Here is a 25,905-nt window from a genome sequence, read left to right on the forward strand (position 1 = left end):
CTGCGCGATGTGCAAGCGAACCCCCGCGCTGCGCGCGGGGGTTGCGCTCCCGCTCCGCGTGAGCGCTCCTGCCGGGCTGCGCCCGGCAGCCCACCGGCCTTACTGCGCAAGGCCGGTGACGCTCTGTCCGCTGCGCTCCCGGAGCGCAGGGCCCGCGGTTCCTCAAGGGCGGCTTACGCCGCGCTCCAGCCACCCCGGGGCGCTCCGCACCCCGCAGGCCGGCCCCGCTGCGCGGTGCGGCCAACGGGCCTGCGGCCCGGGCAGCGAGGAGAGGGGGTGGCTGCGGGGGGAGGGTCGCTCATTCATGCGGGTTTCAACATGCGGTATGCATCAGACTGATGCATCATGTACAATTGAAAGAAAGCGGTGAGGCCCGGAGGGGGACTCACCGTCCGTGACACTACTTACGGTTCCTTTTATTGCGCACAATTTCATGCATGACTTCCGCAATAGTAATTACAACGGTAAGAGTCCCTTGGTAGATGAATGGAACCCCCAAGTATAGCAGAACTAGCTCTGCGGTGAGGCGAACTGCAATAAACAAAATCCTAGACTTTGACATTTAATTATTCTCTTTCTTTGAGTTATCATGATTAGGGCCCTCCTGTTTGAGATCCCGAGCTTCGATGGGGCGAACTTCACCCCTCCCTTGCTTCTTACTCCAGTATAAGGGCAGGTCAGAGCATATGTCAATACTCTCTGTAAGCGTTTGTGGCTAAATGCAATTACCTCCCTGGCCTGTTGGTCCATCGGTTATTTACGCAAAGGGCAGAAATTTCCTGAGAGCCCCGGGGGGGCCTCTGTGCCTGATGCAGCATGTACGTTTGGGTGATTCGTCCCACCCCTCGGATACTTGTGTCAGCTACGGTCGCATTACGTGCAGATGGGTAGATTGTGGACATGGCTTTGGCTAGTTCGGTCGACCAGGAGCCGGCGTCAGTCGTGCTTCGCCCGCATCAGTCGCGACAGAAGATGCATTTCCATCGGTGGGTAGCAATTTCTGCAAGATCTCCCCTGCCCGCACAAGGGGCGCGGGGCACGATCGTGTCTGCAACCGGGTCTGGGAAGACGATCACAGCTGCCTCGTGCGCGCTGGACTGCTTTGCGAGCGGGCGGATCCTCGTCACCGTGCCGACCCTGGACCTGCTCGTTCAGACCGCCCAGGCGTGGCGCCTAGTGGGCCACCGGGCGCCGATGGTCGCGGTGTGCTCGCTGGAGAACGACTCCGTGCTGAACTCGTTGGGGGTACGGACCACAACCAACCCCATCCAGCTCGCCCTGTGGGCCGGGACGGGGCCGGTCGTCGTGTTCGCTACGTACGCCTCTCTCGTGGACCGTGAAGACATCGACGCACCAGAGGGCCAGCGAAAGGTTCGCGGGCCGCTGGAGGCCGCTCTGGCGGGCGGGGAGCGGCTCTACGGACAGCGCATGGCGGGCTTCGACCTCGCCATCGTGGACGAGGCCCACGGAACCGCCGGTGATCTTGGGCGTCCGTGGGCGGCGATCCACGACAACACCCGTATCCCTGCGGACTTCCGGCTCTACCTGACCGCCACCCCGCGCATCCTCGCCGCGCCCCGGCCGCAGAAGGACGCGGAGGGCCAGGAGGCGGAGATCGCGACCATGGCCGACGACCCGAACGGGACCTACGGCGCGTGGCTCGCGGAGCTCGGGCTCTCGGAGGCGATCGAGCGCGAGATCCTCGCCGGGTTCGAGATCGACGTCCTGGAGATCCGTGACCCCTCCCCCGTCGTCGGGGAGTCCGAAGAGGCGCGGCGCGGCCGGCGCCTGGCGCTGCTGCAGACCGCGCTCCTGGAGCACGCGGCGAAGTGGAACCTCAAGACCGTCATGACGTTCCACCAGAAGGTGGAGGAGGCCGCCGCTTTCGCGGAGAAGCTGCCGGAGACGGCTGCCGAGCTGTACAGGAACGACGCCACCGATGAGGACCTGGCCGCCGCGGACAGGCTGCCGGAGTCCTTCATCGACGCGGAGTTCTACGAGCTGGAGGCCGGCCGCCACGTCCCGCCGGACCGGGTGTGGTCGGCGTGGCTGTGCGGGGACCACCTCGTGACCGAGCGGCGCGAGGTCATCAGGCAGTTCGCCAACGGCATCGACGCGGCCGGGCGCCGGGTCCACCGCGCCTTCCTCGCCAGCGTTCGCGTGCTCGGAGAGGGCGTGGACATCACCGGCGAGCGCGGAGTCGAGGCCGTCTGCTTCGCCGACACCCGCGGCTCACAGGTGGAGATCGTGCAGAACATCGGCCGCGCGCTGCGGCTCAACAAGGACGGCTCCACGAAGGTGGCCAGGATCATCGTGCCGGTGTTCCTGGAACCCGGCGAAGATCCCACCGACATGGTCGCCAGCGCCTCTTTCCGCCCTCTCGTAGCCGTCTTGCAAGGCCTGCGCAGTCATGATGAACGACTCGTCGAGCAGCTCGCCTCCCGCGCCCTCACCAGCGGCAAGCGCAAGGTCCACGTGCAGCGGGACGAAGACGGGCGGATCGTCGGGGCCGGCGGCGAGGGCGACGGCGAGGACCAGGACCAGGACGACACCGACGCCGCTGCCGAGTCGGCCTTGCTCCATTTCTCCTCTCCCCGGGACGCGGCGACCATCGCGACCTTCCTGCGCACCCGGGTCTACCGGCCAGAGTCGCTGGTGTGGCTGGAGGGCTACCAGGCCCTGCTCCGGTGGCGGAAGGAGCACGGAATCACCGGCCTGTACGCCGTCCCCTACGACACCGAGGTCGAAGTCGGCGTCACCAAGGACTTCCCCCTCGGGCGGTGGGTGCGCCAGCAGCGCAAGGCGCTGCGGGCCGGGGAGCTGGAGGAGCGGCGCAAGCTACTGCTTGACGCGCCGGAAGCCGGGATGCTCTGGGAACCCGGCGAGGAAGCGTGGGAGGCCAAGCTCGCCGCGCTCCGGTCCTACCGGCGGGCCACCGGACACCTCGCACCACGCCAGGACGCGGTATGGGCCGACCCGACCGGCGATCGCCCTGTGCCCATCGGGCAGCACATGGCCAACCTGCGCCGCAAAGGCGCCAAGAACGGGCTGGGCAAGAACCCGGAGCGGGCCGCCGTACGCGCAGCACAGCTCACAGAGATCGACCCGGACTGGAACTGCCCCTGGCCGCTGAACTGGCAACGCCACTACCGCGTCCTCGCTGACCTCGTCGACGCCGACGGCCACCTCCCCGACATCGCACCCGGCGTCACCTACGACGGCGACGACATCGGACGATGGCTCCAGCAACAAAAGCAGCCGACTACCTGGGCGCAGCTGTCCGCCGAGCAGCAGGAGCGGCTGTCCACGTTGGGCGTGCAGCCGCTTGAAGCGCCATCTGCTGCCCCGGCGGTCACCGGTGGGACGAAGGACCTGGGCAAGGCGCAGCAGGCGTTCCAGCGAGGCCTGGCGGCCCTCGCCCAGTGGGTCGAGCGGGAAGGCGCCGGCCGTCCTGTACCCCGCAAGGCGGTAGAGACCTTGCCCGACGGGACCGACGTCAAGCTCGGCGTCTGGTACAGCAACACCAAAGCCAGACGGGACAAGCTGACGTCGGAGCAGCTGGTCGCGCTGCGGGAGCTGGGCGTGCAGTGGGCAGCGCCGGTCACGATCCCTCGCGTGGCATCGGAGAGCGAGACGAGGACAGCGCGCACGGGGCATCTGTCTTAGAAGGGCCCGTTTGTGCGGCAGTCGTCAGCCAGTGCGCGGTGGCTGGTGAGGCGGTGGGGTGCGGGTTGGCGTTATGGGGGAGCGGCCCCGCGTCACGTGCGAAGGGGACACGGGGCCGCCAGCCGGGACCGTCCTGTCAGAAGCCCGGCCTGTCACTAGGACCGTACGTGACATGCGGGTTCGGCGCCCCTGGGAGCCGACTGTGCTGCTGCGGCGGCCGATGGCATCGCAGGCCGCCCAGCGGACCATGAACCCCTGAGTCCGGGCGGCAGCTGCTGGCGAGGGAGGGGATGCGCTGGCCGCGTCCCCTCCCTCGTTCATCCGGATGCTGGTGGTCAGACGCGCATGTAGAGCGCCAGCACGGCGTGGCCGACGGTGGCCGTCTCCTTGGCGTCCGTCCAGCTAGCGGCCTGGTCGCGCACGCTGCTCCGCACCAGATACGACGACCACGCATGCCCAGGCGCTCTCGGGGCACCAGCACATCAACAGCACGGCTCCCCCTGCCGAGCGAACCGGCCCCGCCGCCCATCCCCCCGGGCGCGGGGCCGCCCCCGTTTCACCGGACCATTACCTACCCGGTGACATGAACTGACCGCCGGTTCCTCAAGGAACCGGCAGCAGAAGCCGGTGCCAGGTTTCCTCCCTGACCGTCTGGCTCTCCGAAGCTGCCCCTGTCCGCTTGCTCGCGGTCATTGGAGCGCCGACCGGCATTGCTCATGCAGCTCACGGGATACTTCCCACATGCTGCTCATCCGTGACATCACCCGGTCCGACTACTCGACGGTTGAAGAGCTGCTGCATGCGAACGATCTGGGAAGCGGCAGGCCCTACGAGCGGGACGGCCTCGACGTCGTCGTGGCTGAGCTCCACGGATCCGTCATCGGAGTCGCCGAGTTCAAGCTGCGCTGTAACTTCGGACACGACGAAGGCCGGGAAGCGCATCCTGGCGAGCAGACCTTCATCCTGACCCTGGCCGTCAAGGACACTGCTCGCCGCAGCGGAGTCGGCCGGGCGCTGCTCGTTGAGATCGCTCGCCGCAGTCAGGAAACCGGCAGCAGCTTCTTGGCCCTGGTCCCCCAGGAAGGCGAGAATGCAACCCGCCGACAGGCGTTCTTCCGGGCATGCGGGCTCACGCTCTATGGACCCGACACACCGGGGGCAGCATGGGGCTGCCCGCTGTCAAAGTTGCTCAACGCCGACGCCACCAGCCTCGGCACTTAACGATCCTGCTTCCTTCCTCAGGGTCAGGTCAGGCGGAGTTCACGACGGTGCCGTTGAAGCGTGCGGCGCACTCGCCTGCGCGAACGCTGACTTCATCGAGTCACGGCTGGAGCTTCTGGAGTCCGGTGAGGGCATCGCTCGATGCGCAGGGCGACGGCAGCATGGCACAGGTCACGGAGTCCGCTGGCTCCAGTGCCTACTGCATGAGTGACGCGCGCACGAACGTTGGAGCGACATTCATGGTGTCCTGTTTCCGCAGTTCAGTTCTGCTTGTCAGACCCTCCCCGTAGCGTTGTACGTCCTACTCGTGTCGGCTGCGGGGAGCACCAGTGGATGACGACCTTCAGATCGACAGCGACGAATACCTTTTCCGTAATCCCGTCTACTACGAACCGGCCGGCCGCAACCTCGACCTGGACCGCCCCGACCTCGGCGTCCCGCAAGGCCAGGACCTCTTGGTCGTGCTCCTGCGCATGCGAGGACGTGTCCCCGTCGAACGGCGTGGACTCATCTGCCCCGACTGCAGGTCCCTCCGCGGTCGGCGCGTCCCCATGTATCTCGTCCAGCGTGACGGCGTATGGCTTGCCTCCCACTACAGGAAACCTGGGGAGAAGCCCATCAGCCACGAGTCCGACGAGCACCTCGCTCGCAAGGAACGCGTCGCGAAGGACTCCGAAGATCATGGCTTCCACGCCGACATCGAGTCGCAGACCGCCGACGGGCACGCGCGCCTCGATGTACGGATCAACGGCGCCAACGGCATTGTCCTGGGCTACGAGCCTCAGCTGAGCGCTCAGACAGCCCGCGGAATGCGTGCACGGGAGGGGTTCCGGCGCCGCGGCGGTATTCAGTCGGTCTGGGACTTCGCCGACCCCGACCACGCTGGCATCGGCACCGTTCCTTACGTCCGCACGCCCAACCTGCCGGCCTCCGTCATCCGCGTGCAGAAGAACCCCATCGCGGTCCAGGACGGCAACTTCGTCCTGGAGGAGGGCCAGTGCAGCCAGACCGGCACACTCACCCGATGCCCGGAGAAGCCCTACGACCCGGAGAACCCCACCGACGCCGGATACTGCGGGGGCTGGCACCGCGTCCTCATGCCCGCCCATCAGTCGAGCACCTTCACAGGGGAAGGCGGCCTGACCCTCACCCGGTTCATCGTGGAAGCTGCGGCCGGTGAGCGGATCCCGTTCCAGCGGGGCGGCCACCACGGTTGGCTCCCGGCACAGCAATGGCAGCAGTACCTCGAGGCGAACGGGCCTGTCCTGGACGACAAGGAGCGCCAGCCATCCGTACGGCAGGGGGACCGGCGCGACAGGTGCACCGAGGACCGTCCGGCTTCAGAGGTGCGGGGTGAACCAAGGCAGAGGCGTGGCAGCCGCGCGATCGTCCTTGAGTCCCGCCCCCGGGAAACGGAGGCTGCCAGGGTTCCGGTCGACGCGTCGGGTCAAGTGATCCCGCTTTGCCGCTTCGGCTGCGGTCAGCCTGCGAGCCTTCCAGGACCGGAAGGGTTCCCTGAGCACTTCTCGTGCCGCAGGAAGCATGAGACGTGAATAGATCTCTGGCGCCCGGTTGGCCGGCGCCGGGAGACCAACTAGCCTCAGGCTGCGTTGTCGGTGGTTGGGGCGGTCTGCTGGAACAGTCCCTGCTTCGTTCCCCTGAGTGTCGAGTGGCGACGGCCGGGGGAGCCGTGCGGTCAAAGCACCGCAACGCCTTGACGACGAGTATGTCGGCGGCCGGAACGGATGGACAGCGGCGTCCGGACACATTGGGTTCTGCCTCGTGCCGCTGTGATGCCCTGTCCGGGCGTTTGTGGCTGCTGAGCTGCGTGTTTCATGACACAGCCTGGTGTTTCATCGACGCTATTTCGAGCGTTTTGCCCGGACAGAATGAAACGGCGGGCTGCGCCCGTTGGACTTACCCCGTACGCGCCCGGAACCATGACAGGAAGTCGCTCAACTTCACTGGGCTGGAAACCAGTTGAGGTACGTACAGGGCGGCTTGTCGAGTGGCGAACCGGTAGTGGAGTCCATCTGTGTCCAAAGCAAGAGAGGCCGCCAACAGCGCGGCACGTCCCTCTCGTTCCGAATCGAGTGCCGTACCCACGGCAGCAGCTCTTCTCGTGATGGCCGTGGTTCTGGTTGTTGCCGGCCTCGTATGGTCCGGCATGCCCTTGGAGAGCGTCGTTACCGTGGTCACGGTGGGCGCTGGCCTGGGCCTCTGGGTCGTCCGGGAGTTGATTGCCGCGTCTCGATCGGGCCGCCGCTGATGAGAACGGCGTCGTTCGGGGAAGGGCCCCAGATGCCGCCTTCCCTGGTGCAGCGAGCTCTTCGCACAAAGTCCTCTGGCACCGGACAGGCGGACGCCTATGCTGTGCTGGGAGCTCACCTGAAGCAGCAGCGGCAACTGGCCCGCCTGTCGCTGCGTGCAGTGGCGGCACGGCTCGAGGGCCGGCCAGGATGCTCGGCGGCCTCACTGTGCCGGGCAGAGCAAGGCCGCAGTTTGGTCCGGTGGGAGACCGTGGCGGGTTTCCTGACCGCGTGTGGTGCGGACGTGGGGGCCGCCAGGAAGTTGTGGTTCGAGGCCTCGCTGACCACGAAGAAGCAGTCCCGTCCTGTGAGGGGAGGCACCTGTGTCACGCGTCCGGGACTGGACCCGCGGCTCGTCGGGACCCCGGCGGCGCTGATCGAGGGCATGCGGCTGCTGCGCATCAACCGGGGCAGTCCCACCTTGCGGACGCTAGAGCGGCGGGCGCGGCGTGAGCTGGGTTGTCGGCTGGCGCGCAGCACGCTTTCGGATGTCCTGCGTGGCAGCCATCTGCCGTCGGAGGCGTTCTTCCGGACGTATCTCCTGGCGCTGGGACTCAGCCCGTTGGAGGCTCAGCCGTGGCTGTCCGCGTGGTCACGTGTGCACATGATGAGCGGAGGGGCTGACCGGCCAAGGCTTGCGCCCGGGGCCGCGGATCTGTTGCACCAGGCCCGTCAAGGGATACGGAAGGCTCGCACAGGGACACCTAATGAACGTTTCGCCACAGCGCATCTAGCGGCATTGCGTACGGCCGCAGCCATCTTGGCGACACGGAGCCGTCCCGAGCCGACGCGTATGCGGGCGCGCATTCGCAGCGCCTGGGAAGTCCTGCCAGACGTTGCTCCTGAACTCAGCTCTTGGGCTGAGCTGTTCGGCGCGCAGGCCGAGCGAAGAGCTCGCGCTGAGGCAGGCATCCCAGGAGCAGTGTCCTCACAGGATGCGCAGGACATGGTGAGAGATGCCGGCATGTTCCTCCGCCTGGTGGAACGCATGCTGGTGCTCCCCACCAGAGCCAACCTTGCCGACAGGACCGCCTGATCTGGCCGGCCCCGCGCGCGGTCCCGCCGTCGCGCGCGGGGCCCGCGCGGCGTTCCAATCCCTCGCAGGCTGCGCCGCCGATCTGCTCCCGGCGCGGGCAGTGGACGAGACGATCACGCCTACCTCATACAGCACGCCTGACAGGAAAACCGCGATGACCGAGCCCATAGATGCCATCCCCACGACCTATGCCGGCACCCGCTTCCGGTCCCGTCTCGAAGCCGACTGGGCCGTCACGCTCGACGGCCTCGGCATCGTGTGGGAGTACGAGCCGGAGTTAATCGCCCTTCCCTCCGGCACCCAGTACCTACCGGACTTCTGGCTTCCTGAGGTAGGGACCTGGCTGGAGGTGAAGGGACCGCACACACCCCGGCGGGAGAAGGCAACAGAACTCGGCAAGGCCCGCGCCTGCCAATGCACCGGCTCATGCAGCTGCCGGTGGCCCTGCGGAGAACTGGTCTTGCTGGGCTGGCCCTCACACCGCAGTCCCAATCAGCCCGGCTACCGGGCCCGCTACGGCCACGCATGGTGGGGCGCGGCATACGGTCCGAGCGCCTACCTCGTCGAGTGCCCGTCGTGCGCCCGTGCCCACTGGGTCACCCTGCGCAGGCCATGGCGGTGCCGTGGATGCCGCGCCAGCCTCGGCGCAGCGCCCCGCTTCTACAGCCCAGCAGAACAGCTGATCCGATTCGGCGAGGGCGACTCCCTCGCCTCGGCTCGCTTCGACGAGGGCATGCGCCGGCTCGTGCAGGAAGAGGAGGTCGCTGAAACCGGGGATGACGACGACTGGTAACACCCTCTCCTGTCCGCCGGAACGAGGCCGGTCGCGGGGTCAGGTGCACCGGGAGCATACAGGCCTCAGGTGGCGCCACCGGCAGGCGATCGAGGCGCTGCGCCAGCAGGTCCCGGCGTGCGTCCACGGCCGGCCAGACACTGCGCCCGGCATCCTGGGCTAAGGGAGCACGCTACGAGGGTCTGCGTCCTGGCCACGCTCCCGACACCCCCACCGCCCGCCCGAATCGCCAGCATCGCGACCCGCCCCCAGAACATCGTCAACTCCGGCCTTGTACACCCGCACGACCGCCGTCCCAGGAGCGGCTCGCCGGCCTTGAGCAGCTCGAGCACCTGACCACAGTCCAGTTCAAGCAGACGGCTCGTCCAAGCGCCGCCGCATACGCCCGACCACTGAAGCTGAACCCTGCGCAGCGCAGATGACACGACCTGATCACTCAACCACCTAACTGACAAAGCCGCAGGCCAGACCCCTTACCCAGCAGCGCTCACAATCACTGCAGCCACTGGCACTCCCCCACCCATTGCCGTACCACAAACTGATCAGTGCAGGCCAGACCACCAACTACTGATCAGAAAAACCGCTCCTGGACAGCTGCCCTGCGGGAGCTAGGCATGGAGTGGGTGTAGACAGCGGAGGTCGCCTCCTGGCACCTCTGACGAGGGCCCAATGTCAGAGGTGCCAGGGACACTGGTCGCAAGCCTCAGTGCCGCCTGAGGCGTCGGCTTCCTGGACCGAAGGATTGGCACATGCTCACTGAAGCTCTCATGGCCGTGGCCGGAGCCGGCGGTACCGCCGTCGTCCAAGCCGCTGGCACCGACGCATGGACCGGTCTGCGGCAACGCGTAGCCCGTCTCCTGGGGCGTGGCGACACTCAGCGCGAGCGGGCGGAGCTGGAGCGCCTGGACCGCACTGCGCAGGCTCTGGAGGAGGCCGGCACCACAGGCGAGACGGAGCGGGCGAGGCTGCGCCAAGAGGCATCGTGGCAGACACGTTTCGAGTCGCTCCTGGAGACCTTGAGGACCCCGAGCAGGAGCAGGTCGCAGCCGAACTTCAGGCGCTGGTGGCCGAGCAGCAGGAGTTCGCGGCTCGCCAGGGCGTGATCGGCAACGTCTTCCACGGCCCTGCCGCTCTGCAGGTCGGAAACCACAACCAGCAGGAGAACCGCTTCCACATCGCGAGCTACCTGCCCGCTCCCGTGGGCCCCCGGGTCCTCGTCAAGGTCTCCTACTCCATCCCGGTCTATGACTTGCCCGACGGCAGTCAGGACCTGGGGGACGATTTCGTCAGCGTGGAGGCGGTCAACACCGGAGACCAGCCGATTGCCATCACTAGTTGGGGGTATCGAGCTTCCCGGTGACCGGCGCATGTTCGTCACGCGAGGCGAGAGCTGGGCCACCCAGTTGCCCCACGTACTTGCCCTCGGCGCCCCTCCTGCACAGTTCTTGGTCCGAGTCGATGAGTTGCGGCGGGTAGAGCGGGAGCAGCGCATTCCGTACGCGCAGATGCGGCCTTACGTGAAGCTAGCCGACGGGACCGTCGTCCACGCCGACCGCAGCGTGCCGTTGGCCTGACGGGCGAAAGTCGATGAGGGGTGGGCAGCCGGTCCATACTCCGTGCAACGACCGGCCCACCGCAGGTCAGCCGACTGCGACCACAGCCTTGCCCCGCCGGACGTCCGGCCGTCCGGCCGTCCCAGCGAAGACGAGACGGCTCACGGACGGTGGAAATTCGAGATCTTCCCGCTTCCTTCACCCTACGGTTCTGGGATGGACAAGGAAGAGATCCGTGACGACCTAGTGAGTTCGGCTCAGCGTTGGGCCCGGACATCCATCGACGCGTACCTGCAAGAGCCTCCGGACCAGGACTTCGCCGTCCATCACATGGCAGTAGCCGTCGAACATCTGGCCAAGGCGTGCCTAGCCTCCATCACCCTCACGTTGCTGGCCGACATCAAGCCCTCTCTAGAGGATCTGCTGCTACTCGGCGGCCAGGAAGACAAAGTGGAGGCAGGTCGGGCCGGTCTCCGAACCGTCAGTGGCGCGGGGGTCGTAATGAGGCTCACGAAACTGGGAAAGGGCGAGGTGCCACAGCAACTTGCGGCCCTGAGGGACGCACGCAACGGCGTCACTCACATGGGGTGGGGAAGGCCGTCCAGCGAATGCCGGGAACTGCTGGCAGCCGGTGCGAAGTACATCGATTCCCTGTTGCCCGAACTGTCGAAGGAACCGGCCTGGTTCTGGGACAAGCACTACGAGACGTGCAAGAGCCTCGTGGTGGAGACGACGTCCGAGCTGACAGTGCGCTACACCGCCAAGATTCAGCAGGCTAAGGAAACCTTCGCGACCAAGACCGACGGCTTGTCTGCAAGCGAGAAGACGGCGCTGGTTGCCAGTCAATCGGCAGCACCACTGCCCAGCCGATGGCTCCTGCACGTACCCACGACGTGCCCGGCCTGCGAAAATCCTGCGTTCATCAGCGGGCGAGACAAGAGCGGGGACTATGGGGACATCTGGTTCTTCCCGCGCTACTTCGGGTGTCGGAACTGTGACCTCACACTGACCGGACCCGAACTGGACCTCGCGGACATGAGAGCACATTCACTGCGCACCGAAGAAGAGGTGGATGACGACTGGGAACCCGACTTCGACTGATCCAGCGACGCTGATCACGTCGTCTACGGCCTGGTGTCCCCTGCCCCGGTGCTGAGGCACGGGACACCCGGAGCAGCTACGGGCTGCTGTCCGGTGTGCGGCCCAGAAGCGTTCGGAAGAAGTCGGTGAGCACGTGTCGGGCGCGCTCACGGTCGCGCAGTTCGTCGTGGCCGAACCGGAACACCTCGTATCCGCGGAACTTCAGGTCGCGGTCACCGGCCATGGTGGCGGCGTACTTTGCGCTGTCGGGTACGGCTCCTCCGTCGCGCGTGTAGTGCTGCATGCCGTCGACTTCCAGCACCACGCGGCGGTTCCCGGGCAGCAGCATGAGGAAGTCCATGCGGAGGTTCTGCATGGCACGCTCCCCGCGCTCGCGGATGGTTTTGGGGTCCCAGTGCACCCAGATCTCCGGCAGGAGCGCGGGTACATCGGGCAGTTGGCCCTTGTACAGGTTGTGGTAAAGCCAGAACAGGTTCTTCTGGCCTGCGGATTCACGTGGCAGGGAAGCCTGCATGCGGTCATAGAGGGTGCGGCTGGCCGTCTCCGTGTCCGCGATGCTGCGACTTTCCTGCCACCAGCACAGCAGGTCGCTCCACAGGAGCCCGTTCTTGCCTACCGGGTGGTTGTAGACCAGGATCTTGTCGGCTTGTTCGGCGATCTCGATGTCGTTGTCGAGGGCGCTGGTGAAGCGGATGTCCGGCTTCCCCTGGGTGGCAAATATGAGGTTGCGCGGCCGGCGGGCAGTGCCGCGACCGAGCTTGCGCAGGTGGAACTGGGGGTATCCGTCCGTCTCCCCTTCTTGACGAAGCTGTGCGCCGACAGGCTGCAGATGACGGTCGGCCAGATCAACGAAGCGACGCTGTGCCTGCTCGTCAGGAAGAACTTCCGAGGAGGCCAGGCCCTCGAGGAAGCGACCGAATCGAGGATGCGGGGCTTCGAAGGCTCTGAGCTGCTCGAAGAGGTCCTCGGTCGACCAGTCGTCTGGAAACCTGATCACGTGGCGCTGGATGTCGGAGCGCAGGGTGCCACGGTGGGGCCCCCACACGTTGAACTCGTCCTCTCCGAGATCCCACAGGCTGCCCAGTAGGGTCAGAAATCGGTCCGGGTACTTGAGGTGATCGGAGAGGTCGAGCTCCTTGGCCAACTCTCGCCGCGTACGGCCGGGTATTTCTACGTAGTCGCCACCGAGCCACACAACGTCCTGCAGTTCCATCTGCTGGGGAGCTATGAGCGGCTCGCTGTCGAGAACTGCCTGAGCCACATGAGGCAGTCGGTCGTCCGGGCAGGCCCCAAGGCTCGCGGTCAAGCGCTCATGCTTGGTCGCTTGGTCTTTGGGCGGAGGCGAGGGCAAGCCGAGCCGCTCGCACAGCGCTGGCAGATCCTCATGCCCATATCGCTGGTACAGCGTGATGCACACGCCTTCGATCAGGCTCCGCAACCGCTGAAGGTCCATCTGCTCAGCCATCCCACGATGATGAGCCAGGTCACGCTTCGGATTCCAGACGTGGCCACACTGCACCGTGCACGAGTTGCCCTTCGAGGCGGCGACGGGCGTGGTCTACCACTCGCAGCGGTGGCGCAACTGCCGAGCGGCCTGGATGAGGTCTTCCGTACGCGGGTGGTGCGGGACCTCGAACCAGTCCGGGGCGAGGACGACGGCCGGGGTGTTGCCGTAGTAGTGGGCACCCCAGCCCGTGTGCAGGGTCAGTCCCAGCCCGTGGCGGGCGACTCGTGCGTCTGCTTCACCAAGCTCGCGCAGCGGGACGTCGTAGGGGTACCAGACGTAGGCCACCATGCGGTCGCCCATCCACCACGAGTCCTCGTGGTCCACCTTCAGCTTCCCGCCGAACGACGGCATGTCCGGGGTGAGGGAGCATTCGGCCCACCGGTGGCCGTCGAAGTCGCGCTCGGACTTGCCGAAGTTCGGGTGGCACTTCGGGAGCTTCCCGCGCGGCTTGCGGCGCTCCAGGTTGTCCTGGTGGATCAGATGGCAGGCCTGGCGGAACGTGCGGCCGTGGTAGCGGCTGGTGGTGATGCCGTGCTCCTTCTCAAGGATCTCCACCAGCGCGTCGCGGATGTCGTGGTACGGGAACCGCTCCGGTTTCCGCCGTCTGCTCGATGCCATGTCCGCTCTCCTTCTCGCCGTCACCCGGTCAACGTCACAGGCGGGGACCTCGCATCGGAGGCAGCAGGAGGCATCACCCGGTCGGCCGCGCCGGGCAGGCATCGCGGCGAAGCGGACAGGCTGTTCCTCGAGCACATGTGGTCGACGTCCGCGTACCCAGCGGTCGCCTCAGCGCGCCGTCGGCAGTGGCGGTTCGGCCTGTGTGCGGCCGCAGTTGGCTGGTCAGACGCTGGGCGGGGAGATGGGGGGCTGCCACACTCAGCCGGTTCAACTGATCACTGCGCGGCCGTGGCGCCGTGCACAGAAGCCCAGGGGATCCCTTGCCGAGTTCAGTCACCTTCCGCGGCGGCCACTACCGTCAAACAGGCTCCCAGCCGTCTTTCATCCCGTTGCTGCTCCTCTTGGCTGTCGTGGTCGTGGGTATCGGCAACAGCGTTGGCGCGGCACCGCGATGGCTGTGGATTCTGATAGGCGTCGTGGTGACCGCAGTGGCGGGCGTAGCGATCTACCTGCTGATCAAGCAGATCCGTCGGGAGGATCTCCAGTCACAGGCGGCTGAAGAGGCGGCGGAGCGGCAGAAGGAGATCGACGCGCAGAAACTTGCTGACCTCAAGACCGTCACGCCCCTGGCCACGCTCCTGGAACTCAACCAGTCCCAGATCGACGAATACCACCGCATCGCCACCGACCAGGCCGACCGGTCCTTCCGGTCCTCACAACGGGCCATGGCGTTGGGCCTGCTGGTGATTGTGGGCTGCTTCGCTGCCGGCTTGTACTTCGGCAACGGCTAGACCAAGGTCTTCGTCGCCGCCATTGCGGGCGTGGCCGCGGCGCTCTCTGCCTTCCTCAACCGCACCTATCTGCAGATGTACGGACAGACGTTGAGCCAGCTCAACCGCTACTTCGAGCAGCCGGTCCTGACTGGCTACTACCTGACCGCGGAGCGCCTGGCCCAAAACCTGGGTGAGGATCCCGAGAGTGAGATGCGCCGCCGCATCATCGACCAGGTCCTGGAAGCGAGCGCCCGGATGAACAATGGCGCCTCCGGAGAAGAACCACCGCCCCCGGCCAAGCGGCAGGCGAAGAAGAAGCGGGCCGCGGCAACCGAGTAAGGCCACATCCGGCTCCGCTCGCCGGGCGATGCGCAGTCACTCGGGTGGCGGGCAGTGCCGGTGGAAGGGATGGGAGGTGACCTGGACGCTGCCGGAGCCGATGCTGACCACCCCCGTCTCCGTGCCCGATCTGCGGCCTGGCTGTGCTGCGGAGCCGAAGTGGGACGGATTTCGGGCTCTCGTCTCCGTCGACGCGGGCCGGGTGGCCTTGCGCTCGAGGCGCGGCACCGAGATGGGGCCGTCGTTTCCGGAGATTGTGGGCGAGACCGTGCAGCTGCCGGACGCGACCGCGCTGGACGGTGAGCTGGTCGTATGGGACGCCGCGGGCCGCCTCGCGTTCGAGCGGTTGCAGAACCGGCTTGCCCGACGTGGTGCCGGGGCGGCCCGGGCGGCGGAGGAGTGGCCGGCCCACTTCGTTGCGTTCGATCTGCTGCGGCTGGCCGGGACGGACACGACCTCCTGGCCGTACCGGCGGCGCAGGGCCGCACTGGAATCGGTGTTTGTCGCCCGTCGGCTGTCGGCGCCGTGGGCGCTGTGTCCGTCGACCACCGAGGCCGACGTCGTGCGTGAGTGGCTGACGTGGGCGTCGGTCGGGATGGAGGGCGTGGTCTTCAAAAGGCTCGACGGCGCCTACAAGCCGTCGGTGAGGGGGTGGGAGAAATACAAGGTCCGCGAGACCAGCGAGGCGATCGTCGGCGCGGTCACCGGCTCCCTGGCAGCTCCCCGCACGCTGCTGCTCGGCAGGTACGACACCGAAGGCCGCCTTCAGTACGTCGGCCGCACCACCACCCTCGCCCGGGTGGCAGGTGCTGCGGTCGCCGGCCTGCTCGCTCGAGGACGGCGCGGTCATCCGTGGACAGGATGGTCTTTCTCCGCCGGGTGGGGCAGCCAGGAAAAGCTGAACGTCACCCTGGTGGAACCCGAGCTGGTGGTGGAAGTCGGCGTCGACGTCGCCCGCGACGCATCCGGCCGGTGGCGGCATCCCGCACGCTGGCACCGCGCCCGCCCCGACCTCTCCCCCGCCGACGTCCCCCGCCTAACGCCGCCGCGTTGACGGCGGCACGGCGCGGCGGCCCCGGCGACGCGCAACGCCAGTGAGGGCGCCCGATCCACGGCTGCGTCCGCGCCGCCCATCCTGCCCCTCCCACTCCTCAACTCCAGCCAGGGCATGGGCGAAGGGGGTCGCAACGGGGATGTCAGCGGCCCGACCACGCCGTACGCCAGTGCTGACCTAGGCGAACTCCAAGGCGCTGTGGAGGCAGGCGCAACCCCTACCGCAACTCCTAGCGCACCACTGGGCGCAACCTCTACCGCAACTCCTAGCGCAACGCGGCGTCTTGCAAGGCGAAGCCGCAGCCCGGGCGGCGGGGGGGTGCGGTTGGTCAGCTCGTGCGCTCGGAGGGCGTGAACATGTGTGCCGCTGCCAGGGACGTACGGATCTTGGCGGCTTGCTTAAGGTCCGCGAGGACGTCGACCAGGGGCAGGGTCTCAGGGTCCGGTCCACCGACATGGCCGTTGGGATTCCACAGGATCCCGCCCCTCAGCCACCGGGCCGTCGACGCTCCCCTAGTACAGGATGCGAACCCGCTCGATGCCACGCCCTTGTCTCACCGATGGCGTTGTCAGATCGCGAAACCAAGCAGCGCCCCGGACCAGGAAGTCCGGGGCGCTGCTGCGGGATGCTCGGGAGGCCCTACGGCTCAACGTACGCGACGATCGTGATCGATCCCGGGGCCGTCACGTAGTAGATCACCCGCGCGCCGTCGATCTCGTCGACGTAAGCGCGCAGCAGGGTGCTGGGCACTTCGGTGCCGAGCGCGGGGTCGACGCTGATCGCGACGATGGCCCGGTCTGAGGGTGCGCGCCCTGTAAATCAGCGAGTTGGACGCGCTCCGGCTGCTCTCTGCTACGGGTCGTATCTCAGCGATGTATCCATGGCCACGATCGAGTGGGCAGCTTCCCGAGTCTCAGCAAAAGACCTGAACACGGTACGCACGCCAGTCGCTGGGCAGCGACGCCTCAGTCCATGCTGGTACATCGACAGTCTTGTAGCCTCCCGGCCCGTTCGTCAGGAAAATCCTGAAGGAGTTGCCGTGTGCCTTGGCGTAGTTGTAGTAGTCGTTGAGGCCGCTTACTCCGCACCCTTCGATGTTCCAGACGTTCCCATCGGTGTGGTAGACACAGGCCCTCCCGTCGTCGCACTTGTACGTCCAGTACTGAACCTGGGCTTCGGTTGCGGAAGCACTGCTCGGGACAACTGCGAGGACGGTGGCTCCCAGAGCGACCGCCATGGCCGTGCGGGTTGCAACCCTCTTGATCGACTGCATTCAGATTTCTCCTAGGGACATCGTGCGAGGAGTTTGCGGAGCATTTGATGGCTCTTGCCCGTGAGCAAGACGGCGGCTGAGTTAGTGCTCGGGTGACCGAGCAAGCCTTTACTAGGTGTTTTTCAACATCTGCCCGGGCCGTCACCGGTCGTGTCCGGGTACGGCGTGTGCGGGTGACCAGGGTGCAGGCAAGAACCAGTAGAGACCGAGTCAGTATGTGATCGCAGAATGTCGCAGTCCAACGTTTCGATATTCCTCGAAAAGGTGAGCGAGTTGGGCGCCCTCCTGCTATAAGCGGCGCGCCTGCCCGGAGCTGGCTCGCTGGCGCGTGTCGATGAGCTTGCCGGCCTGTCACCCGACGCTGACGTCAGCACTCTCCGTTGTGAGGGTCATGGGCTCTTGCTAGGGCCCACGTCGGGGGCCTGTGCTGGTAGCTGATAGCACTCGGGCCAACGCGGAGAAACGCCGACGCGGAACGGCGGCTTCTGCACCACTGGCAACACACCGCCTCTGACCTGCGGCATCGAGGTTGAAAAACACCTACTTAGTCAGCCGGTCGGCGACGTTCTGGGCGTGGCGGACGATGTCGTCGTCTGTGTCGTGGTCGCCGATCAGCGGGCCGTGTTCGCGGTCGGTGCCGAGCGTGTGGGCACCCCAGGCGTGGAAGAGGATGTCGTCCATGTCGCTCATCGCGCCGGCGACCGCTTCCAGGATCTCGCCTCGCTGGCGGTACCAGTCATCGGGGAGGTCCGTGAGCGGCCCGTACGCGGCGGCCAGGTCCTGCCAATGGCGCAGCTGCCCGACGACCGGGCACGGCGGGAGGTGATGGCGCTGGTGGAGGTCGCGCGGATGGACCCGCGGGCCTGGCCCGATGTCCGCGATCCGGGCTCGGTGGAGGAGATCCGGGAGGCGTTCGGGCGGCGGTGCTGGATCCAGTTCATGCCGCACGCCGGCGCGATCGAGGTCCGTGACATCGGGTGGGCGGGCTGAGCTCAGAGCTGGCCCAGCACCACCGCGAGCGCGCCGTACGGGAACTACGCGACGTCATGGTCGGCTGTCAACTACCGCTTCCACAGCGGGCGGGCGAGCCCGGTCCCGGCGCAGTGGGAGCAGCGGCCCGAGCGGGCAGTTCCCGGCGTGCCGATGGTGTCGGCGGCGTCCAGCAGGAGTCGGGTGAGGCCGGTCAGGTGGTCCTTGTGCAGGGCGAGGTCGTGGCGCCTGCCCACCATGATGTCCAGGGCCACGTCGGGGCTGAGGGTCCGGGCGTCCCAGCTGATGCCGCGCGTGGCGGTGGAGATCATGTCGTGCAGGTCGCTGGTGGTCTGCGTCCCCGTCAGCTGTATCCGCGACGCGAGGACGACGTCCGGTGCCTGGACGAAGGACAGGACACCCGCTGGCAGGGCGAACGGCTCGAGGCCGACGACAGGGTCGCTGTGCGTACTTCGCAGCCGGGCCAGCGCGTTCCACATGTAGGTGCCTGGGCCGTACGGCCAGGCAGCCGCGGCGGCGATGTCCTCGTGGTGCTTGTCCCGCTTGTTGCGCCTGATGCTCACGGGTCTCCTCAGCTGGTAATTGCGTCGACGTCTCTTGGTACGCCGTGGCCGGGGCGCAGTTCGCGCCATGGCCCTCGCCTTCCCGCCGGGTGGCGCGGGGACTTCGGGAACCGTCCCGTCGGGCGCCCCGCGGCCGCGCCAGCTGGGCTGGGCAGGTGAATGAGGGGACCCGTGGCGCACCTGGACTGCCGGGCAGCCGGTTGTGGGCTCAGCGGACCAACCGGCCCGTGTACGGGGCCACGTCTGCGAGGCACATCATGGGACGTCAAAAGCAGCACAAGCCGCGCCGCCCACGGGGCGAGAGCGGCCAGCCGACCACGGAGTGGTTCGGCACCGCATTTCACTCCACCAGGGGAATGCAGCACCTGGACGTTCGCCAGTCCGGCAACGGCGTCCTGATCACCTCATCCCCTGCCGAGATCGACGGCGTCGCGGCTTGTTGGCCGCTACGTCTGCGCAACGACGACGACGGCCAGGGGCTGAACGAGGTGGCCGCGGCCTTCGCTGCCGGGCGAGGCCACGTCTTCGGTGTGACCGAGGGGCCCAGCTACAGGACCGTCCTCGCGTTCCTGCCCGACCACCCCGAGGAAGGCGTCGGCACGCTGGCCCGGGTCCGCACCCCCGAGGACCCGGAAGGCGACGTCGTCTTCGAGCGGTCCGCGGAACGGCCGATGGGCCTGTGGGCGGAAGCCGGGGAGAATCTCCGCCGGATCGTCCCGCTGCTCAGCCCCGACGCGCCGCCGGCGGACGAAGAGGACTGCCAGCTGTGCCCCGGCTGCTACCGGCCTGTCTACGAGAGCTCCACCTCGCACACCCTCATCGGTGCCGGTCCGATGCCAGTGATCGGGCTGTGCAGGCTGTGCGCCGAAGGCTCCACGCTGCGTTCGCTGCGCCAGGCCGACGTACCCGTCGACCCGCAGCAGCGCGCCGTCCTGGAGACGGTGGCCGCTGCCCTGGTGTAGCCGAGTCGCCCCCGGGCGAGCCCCTCGCTCGCAGGGCCTCGCCGGGTGTCACGCGCGGCGTCAGCGGCTGACGGGCTCCGGGTAGCGCTCGCGGCGCCGGTCCGGGTCGTCGACGCCGATCTCGTACCAGGGCTCGCCCCGCTGGAGCCGGGGCAGGGTGTTCACCCACACCGCGATGGCGATGCCTTTCACGTCGTCGGCGAGCGCTTGGAGGCGGTTGTCGAGCAGGTGCTCCTCCTTGCCCGCCAGGACGACGTGCAGCCGCGGGAAGGTCTGGGAGCGGGTGTAGCGGTGACGCTGCCAGAAGGGGAAGGTGCGGCCGATCGTGCCGCGGGCGCCTTCCCAGACGGGGTGCCCGGCGTAGCGCTCATAGTCCCAGACCTCCTTGGCGAGGCGGGCCTGGGACATGGTGCCGTTGTCGAGCTCGAAGAGGCGCACCTCGCTGGTCTTGGTCGGCCATGCGAGGACGGCGTCGGTGTTGAAGCTCAGGCCGGTCTCCTTGATGGCGTGGTTGACCTCCACCTGCCAGTCAGTCAGATGCTTGCGGCCGCCGAAGGCCAGGATCATGTCCGTCACCGCGACGCCGTGCGGACCGAACCCGGCGAGAACGGCCTTCGCGCCGGTGCCGGCCTTTGGTCGGGGAGGCAGCTCGTTGCCGTCGGCCAGAGCCTTCTGCCCCGCCGGGGTCAGGTTCCAGATCGGGTGCTTGCCGTCCTTGCCGTTCGTCTCCGCCAGCCCGCGCTCCACCAGCTTGTTCATCGCCCTGCGCACGTACGACCGGCCGTCGGCGTCTTCCTTTGTGATCACCTGAGCCATCTGCCGGACCGTGGCTATCCGCACGCACCCCAGCATCCGCAGCGCATCGGCACGCACCTTGGCCGCAGGGGTGGACTTCTTCCCCTTCGCTGGCGTCTCAGGGGAAGGGAGAGAGGTGTCAGCGTGCCGGGCGGTCCCCTGGCGGGCGGTGTGAGCTGCGGTGATCGGCACGACGTTGGAATCGTTCGCGGCACCGTTCACGGCACTGGCTTCCAAGCCGGCCGAAGGCAGCTCAGCACCCCTTGTCCAGGTCAGGCGCGGCTCCGGCTCGGGCTGCCGGGCGCTGCTGGCGTAGGTCATGACGAAGCTCCTCACGCAATGGCGCGGGGGTCAGGATGGAAGTCCCCCGTCACTTGCTAGAGGTGTGGCGAAAGCCGACGGTGTGACGCTCCACTGAGCGCCGTTACCGAGCCGTGATCATCAGGCGGGCGCGGCTGTTCAGTGACATCGAACTTGGACACCTTGCCACCGAATTTGGACCGACGAGTGGGTGACCAGCCTCGGGCCGTCAGCGCGCCAGTCTGAGGCGTGCCGTCTCTGCGGCATGGGAGGCGGCTTCGATCAGCCCGAGTTCGCCGGCGAGCGTCGAGACGAACGCATCAACGGCCTCGATGGCGCGGCCCTCTATGGTATCGGGCTCGGCGAAGTATGCCGCGAACTCCCCGGCGCCGATGGCCGCCATGGCAGGCCGACGAGCCTGGTAATCGGCCCACGCCGGTCTGAAGGCGGCGCGCACCCGGTCGAGCTCGGCCTCGTCGACCTGCTCCTGCTTGAGGAGGCTGATCGCCTGCTGGCGGGCCTTCCACATAGCGATGTGGTGCTGGACGGAGACGGGCCCGTACGGGCCGGGACGGGCTCGCTCGATCCTCGGTATGCCGGGCTGGACTGGCCAGGGCGAGTACAGCTCCGTAAGGACCGCGGTCAGCCTGTTGATGTCGATCCGCCCGGTCCGCTCGCCTTCCTCAAGGACGAACTGGGCGGCGCGCCGTTGCTTGTGGGTGGCTGAGGGATGGGCAAGTTGCTCAACGATGGCGCGGACGTTCTCACGGCGCCGGACGGCGGTCGTCTGTCCGGTGGCGCGCGCGTGGGTACGCCAGGCCCGGCGCGCCTGCGGGGTGAGCACGATCGTGTCGTCGATCAGCCACAAGTACAGCACGACGCGGATCAGCGACCGTTGCGGGATACGCCCCAGCGAAGAACGCTCTCGAGCTTCGAGCAGCTTGGTGAACAACTCACGTTGCTCCGGGGGAAAGACCCTCGGATCGCTGCCATGCGCGCTGGTCTTGCGCGGCTCCGGATTGGCGAGCAACCCTTCCTCAACCCAAGAAGTCACCATCCTGGGACTGGCTTTCATCACGCCCAGAGCGTGCGCGTCGGCCACCAGGTCGGCCGAAGTCCCTTCGACCCACGTGGTGGCCCGATTCCCGTTCATGGCACGGAACTTACATCGAGATTCGAGCCTCGGGAGCTGCATTCAAGGGACGCCAGCCATAAGGCTGGGGCCAGCAGAAACTGCGCCCCGCACCGAATCCCTGCCAGGACGCCCGGTGCGGGGGCAGCCGACCTATCCCCTGATCGGAGACCGTCATGTCCCACCGTACGCACCGGCCCGTCCTGAAGCGGCGACATGCCCGCCGTCGTCTTGTCCAGGGCCTCGGGCAGACGGCGTTCTACGCCGCTTCCGCCACGTTGGCCGGCGGGCTGGTCCGCGAGCTGCTCCACCTGGTCCACACGTCCGTCTCTTCGTGCTGACCTGGGCGCCGGGGAGATGCCACACCCTTATGGCGCGGCGTCTCCCCGGCGCCAGCCACGAGTAGAAGTCTGCAGCCTCGAGTTGAAAAGACCGTGGTTCAGCGGAGGTGTAGGGAGCGACGCGCGGACCAGGCGGCCGTCGACCCGAGTGAGACGGCAAGCGAAGTCCGGAGCCCCGGCCGCGGGGGCATCACGCCACGTGGCGGGACCGAGATTCCTCCCCCGCCCAAGTGGGCCTGATGTCGCAGGTAGCGGAACTGGACAAGGGGCGACGCGAGCGCCGACCGGCCGAGTCCCCTCACCGCCGGTGCGCCTCTCTGTCGTGTAGTGCGCACCACCCGCAGCGCGCCGCACTGCCCGACACGGTGCGCTCCATCGGCATCGCCGCACCGCACCGGGCGGGCGCCGCCGCAAGGCAAACTCCTCTATCACATGCCCCCTTGACCGCGACCTGATCGCGAGGCGAAACCGGCGATGTCAAGGGAAAACGTCTCGGTAGCAGAGCTGGACAAGGGGGTGCAGCGGAGCCGGACAAGGGGGTCGCGCGCGTCCGGCCGCACCCGGACAAGGGTCGGCGGCAGACGCACCGGTACGGAGCACGGGTATGGCGCACCGGCGCGCGAGAGCGCCGGGCATCGTCGCACTGGTGCGGTGCCGGGTGCGCTGGCGAGTCATCGCGGTGCGCACCACGGTGGAGTTCACCGTCGTCCCGGCCACTCGGTGGAGTCCATCGGGTGGAGCCCGCTGAGTGGAGCCCACTCGATGTTCTGCATCCGGTGGCGATGCGCGATATCGGATGGACTCCGCTCAGTGGACGATGCCCGGCATCGTCACCACAGCCAGGCGTTGGAGTGCCGCACCCGGGACAGGGCGCGGGCATCCCGGCGCGCGGCCGCGCTCCCGATCCGGCTTTGCCGGGAGCGGGGCCGGCGCGAGTTCCCGGCGGCGAGGCGGCGCTTGGCGGCTTCCTGGAGTCGCTTGCGCTGCTTGCGCAGCTCCGCCTTCTTCACCGTCTTCGACTTCGGCTTCCGGGGCCGCTTCCAGATTGGGTGCCACCCCACGGGCTCATCGGAGTCCGGCTCCTGGTCCTCCTCGAGGGCGGCGGCCATCTGCTCGCGGGCGGCTCGGGCGCGGGCAAGTGCGTCGTCGGGGTCGGGGCGTTCGTTCGGGGTGTTCACGTGACTCCTCCGGTCCGGCCCGGCGTGTGCTGGGCGCCGGTCTGCTGGGTGTGCGACGGCGGGATGGCCGCCGGGGCGGGCTGTGGACGCGGGCCGTGGGCGGCTTCGCGTGCCCGTCGGCTGTCCTGGAGCGTGGCCGCCAGCTCCGCGGCGGCGGCTTCGAGGGTCTGGCGGCTCTGCTCCACCGCGTCGACGTCGACACCGGTCTCCGGCTCCAGGAGGCGGCCGCCCTTCCGGCCGGCATGGAGCGGCCGCGGGCGCGACCTCGAGGCGGCGGGCACCGCGATGGCGTACGGACGGGGGCGGCTGCCCAGGCGCTCCGCACGGCGCGCTGCATGGACCCGGGCGGCCAGGGCCCCGGCGGCGAGACGAGCTCGCTCGTACGGCGGAGCGGTCCGCTTGCGGGTCAGCGGGCGCAGCACGCCCTGATCCTCGGTATCGCCCGGGTACAGGGCGCGCAGGTCGGCCGTCATTCTTCGGCCGCGCCCTATTGGGCGGGTGTAGTCGTCGACGGCCGCCTGCACGATCCGTTCGTCCAGACCGGGTTTGTGGGGGCGGCCGCGCAAGGCGTAGGCGAGGTGGCGTCTGGCTTCGGCGAGCAGGTGGTGGCGGGCGAAAGCGCCACGCATGACGTAGACCACGGCGACGGTGTCCACGGCGGCCAGGACGACGTCGATCACCGGCCGCACCCGCGCCCACACCGCCGCGGCCGCCGCCAGCGCCCGCTCCGCCAGCCGGTAGACGGTGCAGGCGCCGAACGCCCGGATCGCCGAGGCCCGCCAACGCGTCCGCAGCACCGTCAGCGACAGCAGCTCGGTGCGCTTGGGCGGGCGGGTCTGGTCGGCGGCCTGGCAGGCCAGCGCGTAGCCGGCCCGCTCCCCCGGCTCGTGCCCGTGCTTCTCTTCGTACTTGGCCTCGAGGACGGGCAGCGCGTCCTCGATCTGCTGGCGGCGGGTCGACTGCCAGCCGATGAGCCGCTGGTCGATCCCTGCGATCTCCATGACGGGCCGACGGCCGGGCGTCACCTTGCGTGGCTCCCACGCCCATCCGAGCCGGGCGGACACCTCCTCCATGAAGTAGAGGACGTAGAGGGTGTCGGCCGCGACTATGTGGGTCATCAGCGAGTCCGCCGACAGGTTGCCCCACGTCCCCTTATCGTCCGGCCGCCGGGCACGGATCGACACCACCGCGTGATCGTGGAGCAGTGGCTTCGACTCTGCAGCTCTCGACTCGTAGTGCCGGAATACCGCGACGATCAGCCCATCCCTGATCGGCTTGCGAATCTTGCCGCCGCTCCTCCAGCGGATCTCCGCAATCGAATCCTCAAACCACGCCAGCGTCTTGTCCCTGGCGATGTCCTGGCACAGCTCCAGCACCACGCGGGTCTCGTCATCCCCGAGTGCCCACGCGATGTGCGCCGTCGACGGCGCCCGGAATACCAGGTCCATAGCCAGCCAAGGCGTCCGCTCCTTGGCCTTCTCGGTCTTCGGTGAGCGGTTGTGCTCGATGGGCCTGCCCAGCACTGTCGCCCGCCGGGCCTGCACCGGGCTCTTGCCCAGCGCCAGGAGCTCGCGCTCGATCTGGTCGGCGTCCGGGTGCCGGCCCTCCCCCAGGAGCAGTTCGGCCTGCCGCTCGGTCACCACGTCCCCGACCGTCAGGCCGAGCGCGGCCAGGCCCCGGCCCTTCCACACGCCGGGCGGGACACCAGCTTCATCCTGGGCTGCACGCAGCGGCGTACCCGCAGCACGGTGGCCGTCACCGACCATCACCCCACGGAAGAGGTAGCGCACCCCGGCCCCCGGGCGAACTGACGACATGCTGATCATCGACCCATAGGACCCCTGCGCTGACCTGCGCAGAAGCGTGATCCGGGGTCGGTCCCGCCGGGCGGGAGGGCATCGACAGATTTTTACCGGAGCGCCCGCCAGGCGGGCCGTCGGGCCAGCCCGAGACGGTAAGCCGCCGGTGTGTGCACTCTCCCGCCCATGAAGATCACCAGGTACGGAGAACCCTGGCCCCCCATGCCGCACGCCGCTGCTCCTGGACATGCTCCAGGTGCGCTCCGCACAGTCCGACATACCCACCGCCGAGCGCGTCATCGGGCGGCGATGCCCCGGCTGCCAGACAACCCGGCACAAGGAGTGGATGGAGGCGATGCAAAGCCGCTACGGCAACGTATGACGGCGTCGTGCGAATGCTGCGGCCCACGACCAGGGAGGTCGTGGGCCGCAGATACGCTCAGCCCTTCAGAGCAAGCATCGGGTTTGGTCGTAGCGGTGGGAGTAGACGGCGGTGCCAGGAGCCGGTCAATCTCCTTAGCCGCGTTCACGGGCGTGGGCACCCCGTGACTGATATCGCCGGCAACCATCGGCGAGGTTCACGATTCCCACATGGTGTGACG

Annotated in this window: 20 protein-coding genes and 2 pseudogenes; 13 read left to right on the forward strand and 9 right to left on the reverse strand. The window is 67.8% G+C overall.

The genetic code is table 11. The annotated features are described in order from the left end of the window. Nucleotides 1-900: 900 nt before the first annotated feature. The 8 genes and pseudogenes from E4U92_RS34600 to E4U92_RS34630 all read left to right on the forward strand — a co-directional run bounded on the left by E4U92_RS34600 (nucleotide 901) and on the right by E4U92_RS34630 (nucleotide 11,679). A complete protein-coding gene (locus E4U92_RS34600; protein ID WP_422070808.1) occupies nucleotides 901-3,666 on the forward strand; it encodes a DEAD/DEAH box helicase in 2,766 nt (921 codons plus the stop codon). Between the two features lie 741 nt (nucleotides 3,667-4,407). Further along, a complete protein-coding gene (locus E4U92_RS34605) occupies nucleotides 4,408-4,887 on the forward strand; it encodes a GNAT family N-acetyltransferase (RefSeq protein WP_137304420.1) in 480 nt (159 codons plus the stop codon). A 329-nt stretch (nucleotides 4,888-5,216) separates the two neighbouring features. After that, entirely contained in the window at nucleotides 5,217-6,440 is a 1,224-nt protein-coding gene (locus E4U92_RS34610) for a hypothetical protein (RefSeq protein WP_137304421.1), read from the forward strand. Between the two features lie 748 nt (nucleotides 6,441-7,188). Further along, nucleotides 7,189-7,437, forward strand: a pseudogene (locus E4U92_RS37295) (helix-turn-helix domain-containing protein); the annotation flags it as partial. A gap of 363 nt (nucleotides 7,438-7,800) precedes the next feature. Further along, nucleotides 7,801-8,196, forward strand: a pseudogene (locus E4U92_RS36950) (SAV_6107 family HEPN domain-containing protein); the annotation flags it as partial. Between the two features lie 190 nt (nucleotides 8,197-8,386). Then, on the forward strand, nucleotides 8,387-9,025 hold the full coding sequence (locus tag E4U92_RS34620; protein WP_137304423.1) for a PDDEXK family nuclease: 639 nt from the start codon (nucleotides 8,387-8,389) through the stop codon (nucleotides 9,023-9,025). Between the two features lie 982 nt (nucleotides 9,026-10,007). After that, complete coding sequence (locus tag E4U92_RS34625; RefSeq protein ID WP_137304424.1) at nucleotides 10,008-10,385, forward strand: hypothetical protein; 378 nt, start codon at nucleotides 10,008-10,010, stop codon at nucleotides 10,383-10,385. Between the two features lie 409 nt (nucleotides 10,386-10,794). After that, complete coding sequence (locus E4U92_RS34630; protein ID WP_137304425.1) at nucleotides 10,795-11,679, forward strand: hypothetical protein; 885 nt, start codon at nucleotides 10,795-10,797, stop codon at nucleotides 11,677-11,679. A 76-nt stretch (nucleotides 11,680-11,755) separates the two neighbouring features. Here E4U92_RS34630 and E4U92_RS34635 read toward each other — a convergent pair whose 3' ends face one another. After that, nucleotides 11,756-13,144: an AbiJ-related protein gene (locus E4U92_RS34635; RefSeq protein WP_137304426.1), complete on the reverse strand. Its 1,389-nt coding sequence runs from the start codon at nucleotides 13,142-13,144 to the stop codon at nucleotides 11,756-11,758. 93 nt (nucleotides 13,145-13,237) lie between these two features. Further along, nucleotides 13,238-13,804: a hypothetical protein gene (locus tag E4U92_RS34640; protein WP_137304427.1), complete on the reverse strand. Its 567-nt coding sequence runs from the start codon at nucleotides 13,802-13,804 to the stop codon at nucleotides 13,238-13,240. Between the two features lie 320 nt (nucleotides 13,805-14,124). On the opposite strand from E4U92_RS34640, the gene E4U92_RS34645 reads away from it, so the two are divergent. The 3 genes from E4U92_RS34645 to E4U92_RS34655 all read left to right on the forward strand — a co-directional run bounded on the left by E4U92_RS34645 (nucleotide 14,125) and on the right by E4U92_RS34655 (nucleotide 15,970). Then, entirely contained in the window at nucleotides 14,125-14,595 is a 471-nt protein-coding gene (locus tag E4U92_RS34645; protein ID WP_206666494.1) for a hypothetical protein, read from the forward strand. Nucleotides 14,596-14,625: 30 nt separating this feature from the next. After that, complete coding sequence (locus E4U92_RS34650) at nucleotides 14,626-14,916, forward strand: hypothetical protein (protein ID WP_137304429.1); 291 nt, start codon at nucleotides 14,626-14,628, stop codon at nucleotides 14,914-14,916. Nucleotides 14,917-14,992: 76 nt separating this feature from the next. Then, nucleotides 14,993-15,970: an ATP-dependent DNA ligase gene (locus E4U92_RS34655; protein ID WP_137304430.1), complete on the forward strand. Its 978-nt coding sequence runs from the start codon at nucleotides 14,993-14,995 to the stop codon at nucleotides 15,968-15,970. A gap of 913 nt (nucleotides 15,971-16,883) precedes the next feature. Here the strand turns inward: E4U92_RS34655 and E4U92_RS34660 are convergent. Together E4U92_RS34660 and E4U92_RS36135 are read right to left on the reverse strand one after the other, a co-directional pair. Further along, nucleotides 16,884-17,243: a hypothetical protein gene (locus tag E4U92_RS34660; protein WP_137304431.1), complete on the reverse strand. Its 360-nt coding sequence runs from the start codon at nucleotides 17,241-17,243 to the stop codon at nucleotides 16,884-16,886. Nucleotides 17,244-17,783: 540 nt separating this feature from the next. Then, nucleotides 17,784-17,933, reverse strand: coding sequence for a hypothetical protein (locus tag E4U92_RS36135; RefSeq protein ID WP_190046426.1), 150 nt, complete (start codon nucleotides 17,931-17,933; stop codon nucleotides 17,784-17,786). A 96-nt stretch (nucleotides 17,934-18,029) separates the two neighbouring features. On the opposite strand from E4U92_RS36135, the gene E4U92_RS34665 reads away from it, so the two are divergent. Further along, nucleotides 18,030-18,233 (forward strand): hypothetical protein, encoded by a 204-nt coding sequence (locus tag E4U92_RS34665; RefSeq protein WP_137304432.1) that lies wholly within the window; start codon nucleotides 18,030-18,032, stop codon nucleotides 18,231-18,233. 71 nt (nucleotides 18,234-18,304) lie between these two features. On the opposite strand, the gene E4U92_RS34670 is transcribed toward E4U92_RS34665, so the two are convergent. Next, a complete protein-coding gene (locus tag E4U92_RS34670; protein WP_137304433.1) occupies nucleotides 18,305-18,796 on the reverse strand; it encodes a hypothetical protein in 492 nt (163 codons plus the stop codon). Between the two features lie 356 nt (nucleotides 18,797-19,152). Between E4U92_RS34670 and E4U92_RS34675 the strand changes: the two genes are divergently transcribed. Continuing rightward, nucleotides 19,153-19,758, forward strand: a complete 606-nt coding sequence (locus tag E4U92_RS34675; RefSeq protein WP_229863456.1) for a hypothetical protein — start codon at nucleotides 19,153-19,155, stop codon at nucleotides 19,756-19,758. 60 nt (nucleotides 19,759-19,818) lie between these two features. Here the strand turns inward: E4U92_RS34675 and E4U92_RS34680 are convergent, their stop codons facing one another. The 4 genes from E4U92_RS34680 to mobF all read right to left on the reverse strand — a co-directional run bounded on the left by E4U92_RS34680 (nucleotide 19,819) and on the right by mobF (nucleotide 25,330). Continuing rightward, nucleotides 19,819-20,874, reverse strand: a complete 1,056-nt coding sequence (locus E4U92_RS34680; protein ID WP_229863460.1) for a replication-relaxation family protein — start codon at nucleotides 20,872-20,874, stop codon at nucleotides 19,819-19,821. 208 nt (nucleotides 20,875-21,082) lie between these two features. Beyond that, nucleotides 21,083-22,006, reverse strand: a complete 924-nt coding sequence (locus tag E4U92_RS34685; RefSeq protein WP_137304435.1) for a hypothetical protein — start codon at nucleotides 22,004-22,006, stop codon at nucleotides 21,083-21,085. 1,150 nt (nucleotides 22,007-23,156) lie between these two features. Next, a complete protein-coding gene (locus tag E4U92_RS34690) occupies nucleotides 23,157-23,504 on the reverse strand; it encodes a hypothetical protein (protein ID WP_137304436.1) in 348 nt (115 codons plus the stop codon). Next, a complete protein-coding gene (mobF, locus tag E4U92_RS34695) occupies nucleotides 23,501-25,330 on the reverse strand; it encodes a MobF family relaxase (protein WP_229863463.1) in 1,830 nt (609 codons plus the stop codon). Before mobF ends, E4U92_RS34690 begins: the two co-directional genes overlap by 4 nt. Nucleotides 25,331-25,905: the final 575 nt, after the last annotated feature.

This window comes from Streptomyces galbus (genome assembly GCF_005280195.1).
Classification (GTDB): domain Bacteria; phylum Actinomycetota; class Actinomycetes; order Streptomycetales; family Streptomycetaceae; genus Streptomyces; species Streptomyces galbus.